The sequence below is a fragment of the Crystallibacter degradans genome (assembly GCF_012952295.1).
Taxonomy (GTDB): domain Bacteria; phylum Actinomycetota; class Actinomycetes; order Actinomycetales; family Micrococcaceae; genus Crystallibacter; species Crystallibacter degradans.
Window position 1 is genome coordinate 66119 of record NZ_JABBCH010000005.1, and the last position, 16642, is coordinate 82760.

The window sequence follows — 16642 nt, forward strand, 5'->3', positions numbered from 1 at the left end:
CGGCAGGCGGCTACCCAAATAGAGCGCGGAAACGTGCGGGTCAATTCGGGCAAAGTCGGTGTTCTGCCGGCGGAAACGGGCACGAAGGCAGCCCCAGCGGCAAAACCGGCACTACCGAAGGGGCGCAAGAAGAGCCGTGCCACGTCCGGCGCGGCTGGATCCAAATCCCTTCCGGAACCGAAGGATGGGCCTGCTCGCAGTACAACAGTCGTAGCATTTCCGGAACCTCCTGGCAGGAAACTGCGCCGCCGGATCTGGATCGGTGCCGCAGCAGCAGTGGTAATGGTGGTGGCCCTGATCCTGGTACTGGTGTTCTCGCCGGTCCTGGCGATCAAAACCATTACGGTCACCGGCACAGATCTGACGTCGGAGAAAACGGTTGACGAGGCACTTGCGCCGCTGAAAGAGCAACCGTTGCCGCAGGTCGGCGACGACGACGTGCGGCCGCTGCTCGAGGGGCTGCCTGCCGTTTTGGACGTTACTGTCGAAGCTCGGCCGCCGTCGGAACTTGCCGTGGAAATCACGGAACGAATTCCTGTAGCCGTCCTGGAAACGGGTAAGACGTTCGCTTTGATCGATGCAGAAGGCAAACGGATCGGCTCGGTGAAAGAGCGCAAGTCCGCCGAACTGCCCTTGATTGACGAAAGCGCTGCCAGCAAGGACCAGGAGATATTCAGGACCATCACGGCTGTTCTCAGTGCGCTTCCGGCGGATGTATTGGCCCAGCTGGAACATGCTTCGGCCAAGTCAATCGACTCTGTTGAACTGCAGCTGACCAACGGACAAAAGGTGTTATGGGGCAATGACAGCCAGCTTGAGTTGAAGGCCAAGGTTTTCGAAGCCCTACTCAACGCGCCCAAACCAGAGGTTGAGGTAGAGGTTTATGACGTTTCGACACCTACCATGCCCGTCACGCGTTGAGACAACGATCCAGACAGATAAGCGACACGCGGCAACGGTCGTTGCATGAGACCGGGGATGCGCCTAGCGTCTCGGAATAGAAGTTACTTGACATAACTCTAACCCTCAAGTTGAGGGTTAAGGTTTCCAAGTGAACCATTGGGCCGGTGTCCGATCCGGCCTGGCGGAATTGATCAGTGCACAGATTCGAACAAGGGACACAGGACGTGGCAGCACCGCAAAATTACTTGGCCGTCATTAAAGTCGTCGGCATCGGCGGCGGTGGAGTTAACGCCGTCAACCGAATGATCGAGGTAGGGCTCCGCGGCGTGGAGTTCATTGCCATCAATACTGATGCGCAGGCTCTGCTCATGAGCGATGCGGACGTCAAGCTTGACGTGGGGCGTGAACTTACGCGTGGACTGGGCGCAGGCGCTGATCCGGAAGTTGGGCGTAAGGCCGCCGAAGACCACGCTGAGGAAATCGAAGAAGTGCTTCGCGGCGCCGACATGGTTTTCGTAACTGCCGGTGAGGGCGGTGGTACCGGTACCGGTGGCGCTCCGGTGGTGGCACGTATCGCGCGTTCTTTGGGCGCGCTGACCATCGGTGTCGTTACCCGTCCGTTCACATTCGAGGGCCGCCGGCGGTCGAACCAGGCCGAGAGCGGTATCGAGACGCTGCGTGATGAAGTGGACACGCTGATCGTGATTCCCAACGACAGGCTGCTGTCCATCAGTGACCGCAACGTGTCGATGCTCGACGCATTCCGCTCGGCCGACCAGGTCCTGCTTTCCGGCGTCCAAGGCATCACCGATCTGATCACGACACCGGGCCTGATCAACCTGGACTTCGCAGACGTGAAGTCCGTCATGCAGGGTGCGGGGTCGGCCCTGATGGGTATCGGTTCGGCCCGCGGTGAGGACCGTGCAGTCAAAGCCGCCGAACTGGCGATCGCGTCGCCGCTGCTGGAAGCATCCATCGACGGCGCGCACGGCGTGCTGCTGTCCATCCAGGGCGGCTCGGACCTTGGCCTGTTCGAAATCAACGAGGCCGCCCGCCTCGTGCAGGAAGTGGCCCACCCGGAGGCGAACATCATCTTCGGTGCGGTCATCGACGATGCCCTCGGCGACGAGGCCCGCGTGACTGTGATCGCCGCGGGTTTTGACCAGGTGGATGTCACGTCCGCAGCGCAGCCTGCGCAGAAGCCCGCGAACGCCCCGGCAGCGCCGGCAGTCCCGCCGTCGCAGCCAGCAGAACACGCACAGGTCCCGGCAGCCGCACCTGCGGCTTCCAGCGGCAGCTGGGGGCAGATGCCGCAGCGTTACGACGTCCCGGCGGATGCAGGTTTCGACGTAGACCTGCCAGCCGTCGTCGAGCCGGACCTGAGTGCCGGCCGGACTGATGACTTGGACGTTCCGGATTTCCTCAAATAGAACCGACAACGCGACAACAGACAGGATTGCCGGCAGTGTTTTGGTGGCGTGAACAGGTCAGCGACGGCTTGTGGATAGCGTTCACTGACAACGCTGCCGGCAATCTTGCTTTGCACGTGGGCGATTCACCGGCGGCAGTCCAGTCCAGACGCAGCTCGATGGAGACTGAACTGGGTGTGGCACCTGGCTCGCTGCGCTTCATGAACCAGGTCCATTCCGCCAACGTGGGCGTGGCATCGACAGCACAGCCGGCGCCTCCGCCGGAGACAGAAATTGATGCCCTCGTATCACCCCAGGCGGACGTGCCGCTTGCGGTGATGGTGGCCGACTGCCTGCCGGTCGTCTTCGCTGGTTCCACTGCTGGCGGAGGGCAGGCGTCCGCTGTTGCGCATGCGGGCAGGCGGGGATTGCTGGATGGGGTTCTGGTGAACACCGTGTCGGCACTGCGGGCCGTAGGAGCGTCGGACATCCGGGCGTGGGTAGGGCCCTCGATCTGCGGACGGTGCTACGAGGTCCCCGAGAAAATGAGGACAGCATCCTGTGAGCAACTGCCGCGGTTATACTCTGAAACCTCTTGGGGAACGCCGGCTTTGGATCTGCCGGCCGGTGCGGAAGCCCAACTGGAAACGCTGGGAGTGGAAACGCGGCGGCTGGGCGGATGCACTCTTGAGGATTCCCGACTGTTCTCGTACCGGCGCAATCCGCAGACAGGCCGCTTCGCCGGCCTCGTATGGAGGGAACAATGACTGATATGGACAGGACTGAGGAGCTTCGCCGGAACCTGGCGAAGGTGCGGACGAGGATTGAGGACGCTGCTGCCCAACGCACCGGTCCTGCTCCCGAATTGATTGTGGTGACAAAATTCTTTCCCGCCGCCGACGTGGCCGCGCTAGCGGCACTCGGTGTTGCGGACGTGGGGGAGAACCGTGACCAGGAAGCTTCGCAAAAGGCTGCGGAACTGGCGGACACGGCGGCGGGCGAGTCCCTTCGCTGGCACTTCATCGGGCAGTTGCAGAAAAACAAGGCCAAGTCTGTAGTGCGGTACGCGCACGCCGTACATTCGGTGGACCGTTCCTCGTTAATCGGCGCGCTGACGAAAGCGATGGCGGCTGAGCAGGAGCGCCGCAAGGGTGCTAATCAGCCTCCGCGGTCGGAACTGCTGTGCTTGATCCAGGTCGACCTGGATGAGCGCACCGAGGTTCCCGAAGCCGGCGAGGTGGCCGGTCCTCGGGGAGGCGCGAAACCCGAGCAGATCGAGGAACTCGCACGAGCCATTGATGCAGCAAGTGGGTTGCGGCTGGGCGGTTTGATGGCCGTCGCACCACTAGGAACGGATCCGGTTCCGGCCTTTGATCGGTTAATGGATTATTCGGCCAAGTTGTGCGGAATTTTTCCGGACGCGTCGATGGTCTCCGCTGGCATGAGCCAGGATCTGGAAGCGGCCATAGCGGCCGGTGCGACACACCTGCGTGTCGGCTCAGATGTCCTCGGACCGAGACCCCCTTTGAGGTAGCGTTTTTGGCGAGAGCAGTGTTGAAGACACGATAGGAGCTAACCATGGCCGGCGCTTTGCGCAAGACAATGATCTATCTTGGGCTCGCCGACGGTGACGAGCACTACGAGTCCGAAGAAAACGAGACGCTGAGCAGGGAACCCCAGAACCGGGACGAGGACCAGCGTGTGGAACAGAGCCGTGAGGAGCGTCGGGTGGAGAGCACGCCGACGCCCGTGAAGCCCGTGGCGGAGGAATATCGTGCTCCCGTTACGCCGATCAAGCGTGCCCCGTCGTCCCGTGAGGAGTCATCTGTGCTGCGTCAGATCACCACAGTCCATCCCCGTTCCTACAATGACGCGAAGATCATTGGTGAAAGCTTTCGCGATGGGATTCCCGTGATTATGAACGTAACCGACATGGGTGAGGCGGACGCCAAACGCCTGGTTGACTTCTCCGCCGGGCTGGTTTTTGGACTGCACGGCAGCATTGAACGGGTCACCAACAAGGTGTTCCTGCTCTCACCGTCGACGATGGAAGTGCTCGGCGAGGATAAGCAGGCCAGCGACCACCAAGCGACATTCTTCAACCAGAGCTAGCGGAGCATCCTGCCCATACGGCAGTATGCTCATTTAACTGCTCGTCTACCGCTAGGAATCGTGGAACCCGCGTGTCCATTATTTTCGCTCTGCTGTATTTAGTGCTCATGCTGTTCCAGCTGGCGCTGATTATCCGCATTGTTTTTGATGTTGTCCAGACTTTTGCCCGGCAGTGGCGTCCGCGTGGCGTCGCTTTGGTGGCTGCATCGGCGATCTATGCTGTCACTGATCCGCCGTTAAGGGCACTGCGTCGGATGATTCCGCCGCTGCGCATCGGCGGCTTCGCCTTGGACCTGGCATTCCTGGTCCTCTTCATTCTGACCAGCATTGCGTTGTTTATCGTTGCAGGCCTTGCCTAGGGACTGACCTGCTCCAGACGCGGTTAGTTTTCAAGATCGAAAAGATATACTCTGATTCAGATATCCCTAGTGAATGTAAATCGTCATGGCGATTATTCGCTACCGTTGTCATGAGTGCATTGGCACGAATTCATGATCCACAAGAACCAGTATGAGGTGACCACATGGCTCTGACGCCCGAAGACGTTGTCAACAAGCGGTTCCAACCGACGAAGTTCCGTGAAGGATACGACCAGGACGAGGTCGATGACTTCCTTGATGAAATCGTCGTAGAACTGCGCAGGCTGAACCAGGAAAACGACGAGCTCCGTAAGAAGCTCGGCGAAGCCACCTCGGGCCAGTCATCCGCTGGCAACGTCCCGGCCCCTGTTGCAGCCGCTCCGAAGGCCGAGCCGGCCAAGGAAGAGGCCCCGCAGCAGGAGGTCAAGGAAGAGCCTAAGCGCGAGAAGCCTGCGGCTGTTCCCGCTACCGCCGCCGCTCCGGTGGTCAGTGCTCCGGCTCCCGCCGCTCCAGCAGTCGGTGGCGGCCACACAGCCACTGCCGAGTCCGCTGCGGGTGTTCTGGCCATGGCGCAGAAGCTTCACGACGAATATGTCAACGCCGGTGTCGAGCAGCGCGACAAGATCATTGCCGAAGCACAGATGGAAGCAAGCACGCTCGTCAACGATGCGCAGGAGAAGAGCCGCAAGACGCTGGGCTCCCTGGAGCAGCAGAAGGCTGTATTGGAGCGCAAGCTCGAGCAGCTGCGCGGCTTCGAACGGGACTACCGTTCACGTCTCAAGGCCTACATCGAAGGCCAGCTGCGCGATCTGGAAGCCCGTGGATCTTTCGCGACTCCGGACGTCAAGGAGAGTTAGAGTCCTTAGCTTGACCCAGTTTTGAGCCCTTGTTCAAGGGTAAGGATGGCCGGTGCCGGGAATTCCCTGACACCGGCCATTTCTCTAGCCGGCTTCCGTGCCGCCATCCGCTATTGCCGTTAGAAAAGAATCATGTCTGAACCATCTTCCGCGGACCAGCCCGCGGACAGCAGCATTGAAAGCCAGCACACCGGTGTCCACGGTCGGCGCGCCTCTGGTTTTGTCCTGATCCTGGCGGGCTGCGCCGTATTTGCCTACCTCTTCGATCAGCTGACCAAATGGTGGGTCGTCAGCACCATGACGGAGGGCGATATCATTCCCGTGCTGCCCCCGCTGCTGCACTGGCACTTCATCCGAAATTCCGGCGCGGCGTTTTCGATCGGCCAGGACTACACGTGGGTCTTTACGATAGTGATGGTCCTGGTGTCCGGTGCCATCATCTTCTATGCGCGCAAGGTCCGTTCGGCCTGGTGGTCCGTCGCCCTGGGCCTTCTGCTTGGCGGTGCGTTGGGGAACCTGACGGACAGGCTCTTCCGGGAGCCGTCTTTCGGTGTCGGCCATGTGGTGGATTTCATCGCGTTCCCCAATTTCGCCATCTTCAATATTGCGGACTCTGCTGTGGTCGGCGGCGTGATTCTCTGGTGCATTCTGACCTTCAGGGGCATTGGTATTGACGGAGAACGCATACCGTCCGGTAAACAACCGCCGAAAGACGGCAGCCCGGAGCAACGCGGTGCCTGATCAGCTCCACCAGCTCTCGCTGGACTCGGAGACGGCGGGCAAACGTGCCGACGCTGCCATAGCGGGTCTGCTGGATATTTCGCGCTCGGCGGCTGCGGCGTTGTGCACCGCGGGCCATGTCACGCTTAACGGCAAGGTCGTGGGCAAATCAGACCGGCTGCCGGACGTTGGAGAACTTGAAATCCGCAGACCCGAAGAGCGGGATCCGTTGGAGATCGTCGTCGAAGAGGTGGAAGATTTGAAGGTTCTCGGTGACGATGATGACTTCGTCGTGATTGACAAGCCTGTGGGAGTGGCTGCCCACCCCTCGCCCGGCTGGGTCGGCCCCACCGTGGTGGGTGCATTGGCCGCACTGGGATACAGGATTTCCACGTCCGGGTCGGCGGAGCGCGCGGGCATTGTGCATCGGCTCGATGTCGGTACGTCTGGCGTCATGGTGGTGGCAAAGACGGAGCACGCGTACACGCTGCTGAAACGGGCCTTCAAGGAACGTACGGTCGAGAAGGTCTACCACGCACTGGTGCAGGGCCTGCCGGATCCGCTCGAAGGAACCATCGACGCTCCCATCGGCAGGCACCCGGGCTACGACTGGCGCTTTGCCGTCGTGGAGGACGGACGGAACTCGGTCACCCACTACAAGGTGATTGAAGCGTTCGGAAAGGCCTCGTTGGTCGAAGTTCACCTGGAAACGGGCCGGACGCACCAAATCCGCGTTCATTTCGCCGCACTCCGGCACCCGTGCGCAGGCGACCTGACGTACGGGGCAGACCCGAAGCTCGCGGCCGAACTGGGCCTGACCAGACAATGGCTCCACGCCAAAAAACTCGGTTTCGACCATCCGGTCACCGGCAAATGGGTGGAGTACGAAAGCGAATATCCCCAGGATCTGGCCTATGCACTGGAAGCACTGGCCGAACACCGGGTCTGATCTGTACGACGGCGGGACCGCGGCATAAGACGCGGCCCGCCTAGAATGAAGTGGTGGCAACTGTGACTAGCTCGATTTCCGGTACCGATTCGTTTGTACATCTCCACAACCACACCGAATACTCCATGCTGGACGGCGCAGCCCGCCTGACGGACCTCTTCGAACATGCCCATGAACTCGGCATGGACTCGGTGGCCACCACGGACCACGGGTTCGTCTTCGGGGCCTTCGATTTCTGGAACAAGGCCAATAACGCCGGTATTAAGCCGATCGTCGGAGTGGAAGCCTATTTGACCCCCGGCACGGCTAGGTCGGACAAGACCCGTGTCCGCTGGGGCGACGGCGGACGCGGCGACGTCTCGGGCGCCGGTGCGTACACGCACATGACTATGTGGGCCGAGACGACCGAGGGCATGCACAATCTGTTCCGCATGTCGTCCCTGGCGTCACTGGAAGGTTACCTGTACAAGCCTCGCATGGACCGGGACCTGCTGCAGACTTACGGCAAGGGCCTGATCACCACCACGGGCTGCCCGTCGGGCGAGGTGCAGACGAAGCTGCGGCTGGGCCTCTACAAGGAAGCGATGCAGGCCGCCTCGGATTTCCGGGACATCCTTGGGCCGGAGAACTTTTACTGCGAACTGATGGACCACGGCCTGGACATCGAGCGCAATGTCCAGGCGGATCTGCTCAAGCTGGCCCGCGAGCTGCAGCTGCCATTGGTGGCAACCAACGATCTGCACTACACGCATGCCGAGGACGCGAAGTCCCACGCGGCACTGCTGTGCGTCCAGTCCGGCTCGACGCTCGCCGATCCCAAGCGCTTCAAGTTCGACGCCGATGAGTTCTACCTGAAATCTCCGGCCGAGATGCGGGCCATTTTCCGCGACTACCCGGAGGCCTGTGACAACACCCTGCTGATCGCCGAACGGTGCAACGTCGAGTTCAACACCCAGGCCAACTACATGCCGCGGTTCCCCGTTCCGGAAGGCGAGAACGAGGAGTCCTGGTTCATCAAGGAGGTCGAGAAGGGCCTTCATTACCGCTACCCGGGGGGTATTCCCGACGACGTCCGCAAGCAGGCGGATTACGAAGTCGGTGTCATCCTCCAGATGGGCTTCCCCGGATACTTCCTGGTCGTGGCCGACTTCATCAACTGGGCCAAGAATAACGGTATCCGGGTCGGACCGGGCCGTGGTTCGGGTGCCGGTTCGATGGCGGCTTATGCCATGCGCATTACGGACCTGGATCCGCTCAAGCACGGTCTGATCTTCGAACGGTTCCTCAACCCGGACCGCGTGTCCATGCCTGACTTCGACGTCGATTTCGATGATCGGCGCCGCTCGGAAGTCATCAAGTACGTTACGGAGAAGTACGGGGACGAGCGGGTGGCCATGATTGTCACCTACGGCACCATCAAGGGCAAGCAAGCGCTGAAGGACTCCTCGCGCGTCATGGGTTATCCCTTCTCGACGGGAGAGCGGCTGACCAAGGCGATGCCGCCGGACGTCATGGGCAAGGGCATTTCGCTGCAGGACGTGCACAATCCGGAGGCCAAACGCTATAGCGAGGCCGAAGAGCTGCGGGAACTGCTCAAGTCGGATCCGGATTCAGCCAAGGTCTTTGAAACGGCACTCGGACTCGAGGGCCTGAAGCGGCAGTGGGGTGTCCACGCGGCCGGTGTGATCATGTCCTCGGATCCGCTGATCGACATCATTCCGATCATGCGCCGTGAACAGGACGGCCAGGTCATCACGCAGTTCGACTATCCGACTTGTGAGGGCCTCGGCCTGATCAAGATGGACTTCCTCGGTCTGCGGAACCTGACGATAATCACGGATGCCCTGGAAAACATCCAGATGAACCGGGACTTCGAGTTGGTGCTCGAGGACCTGGCTCTGGATGATCCGGACTCGTACGCCCTGCTGGCCCGCGGCGACACTCTGGGTGTTTTCCAGCTCGACGGCGGTCCGATGCGGTCCCTGCTGAAGCTGATGCGGCCGGATAACTTCGAAGACATTTCCGCGGTCCTTGCGCTGTACCGTCCCGGGCCGATGGGCGCTAACGCGCACAATAACTACGCGCTGCGCAAGAACGGGCTGCAGGAGATCACTCCGATCCACCCGGAGCTTGAAGAGCCGCTGGCCGAAATCCTCGGCGGCACCTATGGCCTGATCGTCTACCAGGAACAGGTTATGGCGATCGCGCAGAAACTGGCCGGGTATTCGCTCGGCCAGGCAGATATTCTGCGCCGCGCCATGGGCAAGAAGAAGAAGTCGGAGCTGGACAAGCAGTACGCCGGCTTCGAAAAGGGCATGCAGGACAACGGTTATTCCGCCGCAGCCATCAAGACGCTGTGGGATATCCTGCTGCCGTTCTCTGACTACGCCTTCAACAAGGCACACTCGGCCGCGTACGGGGTCGTGTCCTATTGGACGGCGTACCTCAAGGCGCATTATCCGGGCGAATACATGGCTGCGCTGCTGACCTCCGTCGGTGACGACAAGGACAAGCTGGCCATGTACCTGAACGAGTGCCGCCACATGGGCATTACGGTGCTTCCGCCGGACGTCAACGAATCCAGCCTGAACTTCACCCCGGTGGGCAAGGACATCCGGTTCGGTATGGGCGCCATCCGCAACGTCGGCGCCAACGTGGTCCATGCTATGGTCGCCGCCCGCGAGGAGAAGGGGAACTTCAGCTCGTTCAGCGATTTCCTGCAGAAGGTTCCCGCGGTTGTCTGCAACAAGCGGACCATCGAATCACTGATCAAGGCCGGCGCGTTCGACTCGCTCGGCGATCCGCGCCGTGCCCTGGCCATGATCCATGAAGAAGCGGTTGACTCCGTCATTGTGCTCAAGCGCAACGAGGCAGCCAACCAGTTCGACCTCTTCAGTGCCTTTGACGACGGCGGTGAAACCTCCGGTGGACTGGCCGTGGAAGTTCCGGATCTGCCGGAGTGGGACAAGAAGGACAAACTGGCGTTCGAGCGCGACATGCTCGGCCTGTATGTCTCGGACCATCCGCTTCAGGGCTTGGAAGGTCTACTGAGCCAGCATGCTGACCTGACCATAACCTCCGTCATCGGCGAAGACGGTCCGGCGGACGGCGCCATCGTCACGATTGCCGGAATGATTACCTCCTTGCAGCGCCGGATCGCCAAGAACAGCGGCAACGCGTATGCCCGTGCCGAGGTGGAAGACCTGGGCGGCTCCATGGAAGTGATGTTCTTCGGCCAGGTTTACGGACCGATTTCGACGATCCTGGCCGAAGACCTGATCGTCGTGGTCCGAGGCCGGTTGCAGCGCCGTGATGACGGCGCGGTAACGCTGAATGCCCAGGAGCTGACGGTTCCTGACCTCAGCGATGGCCATTCCGGGCCGGTGGTGATTTCCATGGCCAGCTTCAAGGCGACCGAGACCGTCGTGTCGTCCCTTGGCGACGTGCTGCGGACACACCCGGGAACTACCGAAGTCCAGGTGCGGCTGAACAGTTCACGGAAAGTCGAAGTGATGAAGCTTGGCGTCGATCTCCGGGTTAACCCCACGCCGTCGCTCTTTGGGGATCTTAAGGTGCTGCTGGGCCCAGCCTGCCTCGACGTCTAACGCCTCCGGGACTTAGATCTGGTATTCGAGGGGGCTCGGGCGAACGTAGGAGCCGCTGTGATACAGCAGCGGCGTCGCCTCGTCACCGAGCGAACCTTCCACTACCTCGACGATCACCACAGCGTTGTTTTCGAAGGACACGCGCATCTGGATCTTGCCGACCAGATAGGCATGTACATCCTTCAGAAGAGGCACCCCGTAGGGACCTGCTTCCCAATGGTCTCCGCTGAAGCGGTCCTTCGTGCGGGCGAAACGGTCGGCGAGCCCCCGGTTGTCCTGGCCGAGGATGTGGACGCCAATGTAGTTCGAGTTTGCGACGGCGGGCCAGGAAGAGCTGGAGCGGGCCATGTTGAAGGTGAAGCGCGGTGGCTCCGCCGACAGGGACGCCACCGAGGTAGCCGTGAAGCCAAAAGGCTTGCCCTCGTGTTCAACGGTGAGAATTGCCACTCCGGCAGCGTGCCGCCGAAAGACCTCCCGGAAGGTGGTTCCCAGCAGCTGCTCGGCAGGCGTGACAGATTGTGCTGCTACGGACTCGGCACTCACAACAATGTTTCTCCAGAACTACTCGGTGGGGACAGAAGACAGCCTGACCCATTCATGTTCAGCGTATTCCGGCATCTGGCGGCGCGGGGCATTGTGTTAAGTTGTGCTAAATTTCCCGCCTGCCCAGCCATCGCCGTCGTCAACGGGAAACGACGGGGCCGGGCTCAGTAGAATGGAAACGTGAATCCTGCTTCGAACCTCGAATCCTTTTCCCAGTTTCCCCTCCTGGACCTGCGCGGGCGCCATTTGGATACTGCCGAGCTGAAGGCCGCCATGCCCAGGGCAGAGACGACTTTTGACGTTGCCTCGCATGCGGTGGAGGAAATTATCAACAAGGTGCGAAGCGACGGGTTCACCGCCCTGGCAGAACTGGCTTCGCGGTTTGACGGCGTACAGCAGCAGCACCCCCTCGTGCCGCAGGAAGAGCTGGTACGCGCGCTGGAGGCACTCGATCCGGCGGTCCGTGCCGCTCTGGAAGAGTCCATCGCAAGGGCGCGGGTCTTTGCCGACGCGCAGAAGCCGACCGATGCCACGGTGCAGATTGCCGCAGGCGCCACGGTCACGCACAAGTGGGTACCGGTTTCGCGGGTGGGCCTGTATGTTCCCGGCGGGCTGGCGGTCTATCCTTCGTCTGTGGTGATGAACGTCGTTCCGGCGATGGCCGCCGGCGTTGGATCGATCGCCTTGGCCTCGCCGCCGCAGAAAGACTTCGGAGGCCTGCCGCACCCCACCATTCTGGCCGCGGCCCGTCTGCTCGGTATCGACGAGGTCTATGCCATCGGCGGCGCGCAGGCGGTGGCGGCGTTTGCCTATGGTGTTCCCGCCAACGACTTCGGCCCCGCGCTTGCCCCGGTCGATGTGGTCACAGGTCCCGGCAATGTTTTTGTTGCCACGGCCAAGCGCCTGGTCAAGAGCGTGGTGGGTATTGACGCGGAGGCGGGTACGACCGAAATTGCGATCCTTGCCGACGACAGTGCAGAGCCGGCTTTCGTCGCGGCGGACCTGATCAGCCAAGCGGAGCATGATCCCCATGCCGCATCCGTGCTGGTGACGCCTTCGGCGGAACTGGCGGAGGCTGTCCGTCGGGAACTTGCTGTCCGAATTGGCGGCACCAAGCACGCGGACAGGGTTCGCGAGGCTCTTTCCGGACCGCAGTCCGGGGTAATTATGGTCGACGACGTCGAACACGGCATTGCGGTTTGTGACGCCTACGCGGCGGAGCACCTCGAGATCCACACCGAGAATGCTTCCGGTATTGCCGCGCGCATCCGCAACGCCGGCGCCGTGTTTGTCGGCAACTATTCACCGGTGAGCCTGGGGGATTACTGTGCCGGCTCCAACCATGTCCTGCCGACCAGTGGAACCGCTACATTCGCGTCCGGCCTCAACGTCACCACGTTCCTGAAAGCAGTCCAGATTATCTACTACGACGAGCGCGCGCTGCGCGAAGTGGGCGGGCACATCGTTTCGCTCGCAACGGCGGAAGACCTGCCTGCTCATGGAGATGCCGTCACGGTCCGGCTCCCCTCGTAACCTTTACCGCCGGTGCGCCGCGGTGTAGACACAAGATGTAGTAACCACATGCTTGTAATTCGCAAGATGTAGTTTTATGATTGTCCAGTTGCTGTCTGGACGACGAAAGGATCCGGTATGTACTGTCCGTTCTGCCGTAATCCTGATTCCAGAGTCGTGGATAGCCGCCTGACCGATGATGGCTCCGCGATCCGCAGGCGGCGGCTGTGTCCTGAGTGCGGCCGTCGCTTCACCACCCTCGAAACCACCAGTCTGAGCGTCCTGAAGCGTTCCGGGGTGGCGGAGCCGTTCTCCCGGGCGAAGGTCATCAACGGCGTCCGCAAGGCCTGCCAGGGCCGCCCCGTGACGGAGGACGACCTGGCCATGCTGGCGCAGGAGGTGGAGGAATCCATCCGGTCCAGCGGGGCAGCGGAAATTGATGCCCACGAGGTCGGTCTTGCCATTCTGCGGCCGCTGAAGAATCTGGATGTGGTGGCCTACCTGAGATTCGCCAGTGTGTACCGGGCCTTCGATACCCTTGAGGATTTCGAGGCAGAGATAGACCGGCTGCGGCTTGAAGGGGAGGCCGCGAAGAAACAGGGCCCGTCAGGAACCCAGCGGCCGTTGACCGCACAGTAACAACGCCACAGTTTCCGGTGGCGGCCACGGAGGGGGAGCCGAGGCTGCCACCGGCTCCTTACTTGAAGTAGTTGAAACTGAGCGCTGCCTGCAGGGCTCCGCCCACTATGCCGGCGTTGTTCTTCAATTCGGCGGGAATGATCTTGGTCTTGAGGTCGAGCTTGGGCAGGAAGTCCTGGCTGCGCTTGGAAATGCCGCCGCCGACAATGAACAGTTCGGGCGAGAACAGGAACTCAACATGGGAGAAATAGCGTTGCAGACGCACCGCATAGGCGTCCCAGTCCAATCCATCGCGTTCGCGCGCGGTAGCTGATGCCTTGGACTCGGCATCGAAACCGTCGATCTCCAGATGCCCGAGTTCTGCATTGGGCACGAGTTTGCCATCGTGGATGAACGCCGAACCGATGCCGGTCCCCAGGGTAATGACCAGTACGGTCCCGTCAACGCCTTCACCCGCTCCGTAACGTGCTTCCGCCAGCCCGGCGGCGTCGGCATCGTTAATGACCTGGACTTCCCGCCCCAGCTTTCGCGTGAGCAGCGCATCGACGTCTGTGTCCACCCAGCTGGGATCCACGTTCGCGGCGGATTTAGCAACCCCGTGGCGGATGATGGCGGGGAACGTGACGCCCACTGGGCTGCCCGCCGCCGGGGCTTCCTCCCGGGAGGAGAGTTCTTCCACGATCTTCGCCACGACGTCGGCCACTGCTTCAGGGGTGGAGGGACGGGGTGTGTCAATGCGGAAACGTTCGCCCAGCAATTTGCCCTTTTTCAGGTCGACGATGCCGCCTTTGATGCCGGTTCCGCCGATGTCAATGCCGATGACGGACCGGGCAGCCTTTTTGGCGACCTTCTCGTCGGCGCTGCTGGGCATGGGATCTCCGCACTGTCGTTCGAATACGTTTGTCCAACAGCCTACTGGCGTCTTAGGGCAAAGTCAGGACTTCCGCTCCGGAGTCGGTGACCACGAGGGTGTGTTCGAACTGCGCGGTCCGCTTACGGTCCTTGGTCACGACGGTCCAGTCGTCGTTCCACATGTCCCACTCGATGGTTCCGAGCGTCAGCATGGGCTCGATGGTGAACACCATGCCTGGCTCCATGGCCGTGCTGTAGGCGGGGGCGGCGTCATAGTGCGGGATGATCAGGCCGGAGTGGAAGGCTTCGCCGACGCCGTGGCCGGTAAAGTCCCGGACCACGCCGTAGCCGAAGCGCTTGGCATAGGACTGGATGCTCCGGCCGATGACATTGATCTGCCGGCCCGGGGCAACCGCTTTGATGGCGCGGTTCAGCGATTCCTGGGTCCGTTCAACCAGGAGCCGGGACTCCTCGTCAACGTCACCGACGAGGAAGGTGTAGTTGGTATCGCCGTGGACGCCGTTGATGTAAGCGGTGATGTCGATATTAATAATGTCCCCGTCCTGCAGCACGGTGGTATCCGGTATGCCGTGGCAGATGACTTCATTCAGGGAAGAACACAGGGACTTAGGGAACCCGCGGTAGCCAAGGCATGATGGGTAGGCCTTGTGGTCAAGCAGGAATTCGTGACCCACCTTGTCCAGCTCGTCGGTGGTGACGCCGGGACGAATATGCTTGCCCACTTCGACGATCGCCTGCGCGGCAATCTTGCTCGCCACCCGGATTCGCTCGATCGTCTCGGCGTCCTTGATTTCCGAGCCAGTGAACTTGGCCGGGGCGGGTTTCCAAACGTACTCGGGCCGGGGAATCGACGTCGGAACGGGCCGGACTGGACTGACGGTTCCCTGGACAAGGGTGCCCAGGGGTGCTGTTGCTACGTTGTGGGGCATACCATCGATCTTATAACCCGGTCCGCTATCGGGCGCTAATCCGAACGGGCCGAGCAACCGCAACGCAAGGGAGTAGCCAAATGCCGGAGTTCTGGTACAACGTCGTCACCCATGAAGTCGAAGTGGGGGCACAGTCCGACTGGACGCAGCTCATCGGTCCCTATGAAACCCGCGAGGAAGCGGAAAAGGCGCTCGAAAAAGTGCAGCGGCGCAACGAGGCCTGGGACGCTGACGACGACGAATAGCGCCTTCCAGCGCGTGGAACCGCTGGTCCGCGCGGCTAGAAGGAGTGCTCCGGGCCGGGAAAGGAACCGTTGCGGACGTCGTCAGCGTAGGCCCTGACCGCATCCGAGAGCGTTGCCCGTATGTCGGCGTACTGCTTGACGAACTTCGCGAGTTTGCCGCCCCGCAGCCCGGCCATGTCCTGCCACACCAGCACCTGGCCCGTCGTGGAAGCGCCGGCGCCGATGCCGATGGTGGGAACGCGTAGCGCCTTGTCCACCTCCGCGGCCGCCAGGGCCGGGACCATTTCCATCAGTACCGCAAACGCGCCGGCGGCTTCGAGTGCCACGGCGTCGTCAACGACCCGCTGCGCGTCCTCGCCCCGGCCCTGCACCCGGTAGCCGCCCAGCGAATGTTCGCTTTGCGGGGTGAAGCCGACGTGGGCCATGACGGGGATGCCGGCCTGGACCATGGCGCGGACATAGTCCGCGTAGAAGGCGCCGCCTTCCATCTTGACGGCGTGGGCGCCGGCTTCCTTCATGAACCGTACGGAGGTTTCGATCGCCTGGGCAGGGGAGACCTCGTAGCTGCCGAACGGCAGGTCAACCACGACGAGCGCACGTCTGGCAGAACGGCTGACTGCGCGGCAGAGCGGGATCAGCTCATCGACGGTCACCGGCAGCGATGTTTCGTTGCCGTACACGTTGTTGGAGGCGGAGTCGCCGACAAGCAGGACTTCGATACCTGCTTCATCGAAAATTTCGGCGGTGTACTGTTCGTATGCGGTGAGCATGGCAAAGCGCTGGCCGTTGTCCTTGGCCTGCTGCAGGTGATGGGTGCGGACACGGGACACCGGTTTGGAGCCGGACTGCCGATTGGCGCCGGCGGCACCAGCTCCGTACGGGGCAGGCTGTTCGGCACCAGAAGTCTGTGAGGTCATGGGTAGAGCCTAATGCCGTGGCCTTTGTTCACTCCAGCCGCACCCGTCACTGTTGCACTTCACAAGAGCC

The 16642-nt window shown here is 61.6% G+C and carries 17 protein-coding genes; 13 read left to right on the top strand and 4 right to left on the bottom strand.

Features of this window, described 5'->3' with window-relative positions:
- Positions 1-282: 282 nt before the first annotated feature.
- The 10 genes from HGO92_RS10540 (at position 283) to dnaE (ending at position 10914) form a co-directional block, all read left to right on the top strand.
- Entirely contained in the window at positions 283-921 is a 639-nt protein-coding gene (locus HGO92_RS10540) for a cell division protein FtsQ/DivIB (RefSeq protein WP_169994549.1), read from the top strand.
- A gap of 206 nt (positions 922-1127) precedes the next feature.
- Entirely contained in the window at positions 1128-2333 is a 1206-nt protein-coding gene (gene ftsZ / locus HGO92_RS10545; protein WP_169994551.1) for a cell division protein FtsZ, read from the top strand.
- Between the two features lie 35 nt (positions 2334-2368).
- Positions 2369-3079, top strand: a complete 711-nt coding sequence (locus HGO92_RS10550; RefSeq protein WP_169994553.1) for a laccase domain-containing protein — start codon at positions 2369-2371, stop codon at positions 3077-3079.
- Complete coding sequence (locus HGO92_RS10555) at positions 3076-3846, top strand: YggS family pyridoxal phosphate-dependent enzyme (protein ID WP_169994555.1); 771 nt, start codon at positions 3076-3078, stop codon at positions 3844-3846. Before HGO92_RS10550 ends, HGO92_RS10555 begins: the two co-directional genes overlap by 4 nt.
- A gap of 44 nt (positions 3847-3890) precedes the next feature.
- Positions 3891-4424, top strand: coding sequence for a cell division protein SepF (locus HGO92_RS10560; protein ID WP_169994557.1), 534 nt, complete (start codon positions 3891-3893; stop codon positions 4422-4424).
- A 71-nt stretch (positions 4425-4495) separates the two neighbouring features.
- Positions 4496-4783, top strand: a complete 288-nt coding sequence (locus HGO92_RS10565; protein WP_074702604.1) for a YggT family protein — start codon at positions 4496-4498, stop codon at positions 4781-4783.
- 164 nt (positions 4784-4947) lie between these two features.
- Positions 4948-5640 (top strand): DivIVA domain-containing protein, encoded by a 693-nt coding sequence (locus tag HGO92_RS10570; RefSeq protein ID WP_169994559.1) that lies wholly within the window; start codon positions 4948-4950, stop codon positions 5638-5640.
- A 132-nt stretch (positions 5641-5772) separates the two neighbouring features.
- A complete protein-coding gene (gene lspA, locus HGO92_RS10575; protein WP_169994561.1) occupies positions 5773-6381 on the top strand; it encodes a signal peptidase II in 609 nt (202 codons plus the stop codon).
- Positions 6374-7309 (top strand): RluA family pseudouridine synthase, encoded by a 936-nt coding sequence (locus tag HGO92_RS10580; RefSeq protein WP_169994563.1) that lies wholly within the window; start codon positions 6374-6376, stop codon positions 7307-7309. Before lspA ends, HGO92_RS10580 begins: the two co-directional genes overlap by 8 nt.
- 62 nt (positions 7310-7371) lie before the next feature.
- Positions 7372-10914: a DNA polymerase III subunit alpha gene (dnaE, locus tag HGO92_RS10585; protein WP_169994862.1), complete on the top strand. Its 3543-nt coding sequence runs from the start codon at positions 7372-7374 to the stop codon at positions 10912-10914.
- Positions 10915-10926: 12 nt separating this feature from the next.
- On the opposite strand, the gene HGO92_RS10590 is transcribed toward dnaE, so the two are convergent.
- Positions 10927-11457, bottom strand: coding sequence for a flavin reductase family protein (locus HGO92_RS10590; RefSeq protein WP_346768919.1), 531 nt, complete (start codon positions 11455-11457; stop codon positions 10927-10929).
- 180 nt (positions 11458-11637) lie between these two features.
- Between HGO92_RS10590 and hisD the strand changes: the two genes are divergently transcribed.
- Positions 11638-12990: a histidinol dehydrogenase gene (gene hisD / locus HGO92_RS10595; protein WP_346768920.1), complete on the top strand. Its 1353-nt coding sequence runs from the start codon at positions 11638-11640 to the stop codon at positions 12988-12990.
- A gap of 117 nt (positions 12991-13107) precedes the next feature.
- Positions 13108-13608: a transcriptional regulator NrdR gene (gene nrdR / locus HGO92_RS10600; protein WP_169994565.1), complete on the top strand. Its 501-nt coding sequence runs from the start codon at positions 13108-13110 to the stop codon at positions 13606-13608.
- A 58-nt stretch (positions 13609-13666) separates the two neighbouring features.
- On the opposite strand, the gene ppgK is transcribed toward nrdR, so the two are convergent.
- The gene (ppgK, locus tag HGO92_RS10605; protein ID WP_169994567.1) at positions 13667-14479 is read right to left on the bottom strand and encodes a polyphosphate--glucose phosphotransferase; all 813 of its coding nucleotides are present in this window, start codon (positions 14477-14479) and stop codon (positions 13667-13669) included.
- Positions 14480-14531: 52 nt separating this feature from the next.
- On the bottom strand, positions 14532-15410 hold the full coding sequence (map, locus tag HGO92_RS10610) for a type I methionyl aminopeptidase (RefSeq protein ID WP_169994569.1): 879 nt from the start codon (positions 15408-15410) through the stop codon (positions 14532-14534).
- Between the two features lie 80 nt (positions 15411-15490).
- Between map and HGO92_RS10615 the strand changes: the two genes are divergently transcribed.
- Positions 15491-15655, top strand: coding sequence for an SPOR domain-containing protein (locus tag HGO92_RS10615; RefSeq protein WP_169994571.1), 165 nt, complete (start codon positions 15491-15493; stop codon positions 15653-15655).
- Between the two features lie 35 nt (positions 15656-15690).
- Here HGO92_RS10615 and panB read toward each other — a convergent pair whose 3' ends face one another.
- Entirely contained in the window at positions 15691-16572 is an 882-nt protein-coding gene (panB, locus tag HGO92_RS10620) for a 3-methyl-2-oxobutanoate hydroxymethyltransferase (protein WP_169994573.1), read from the bottom strand.
- Positions 16573-16642 lie beyond the last annotated feature (70 nt).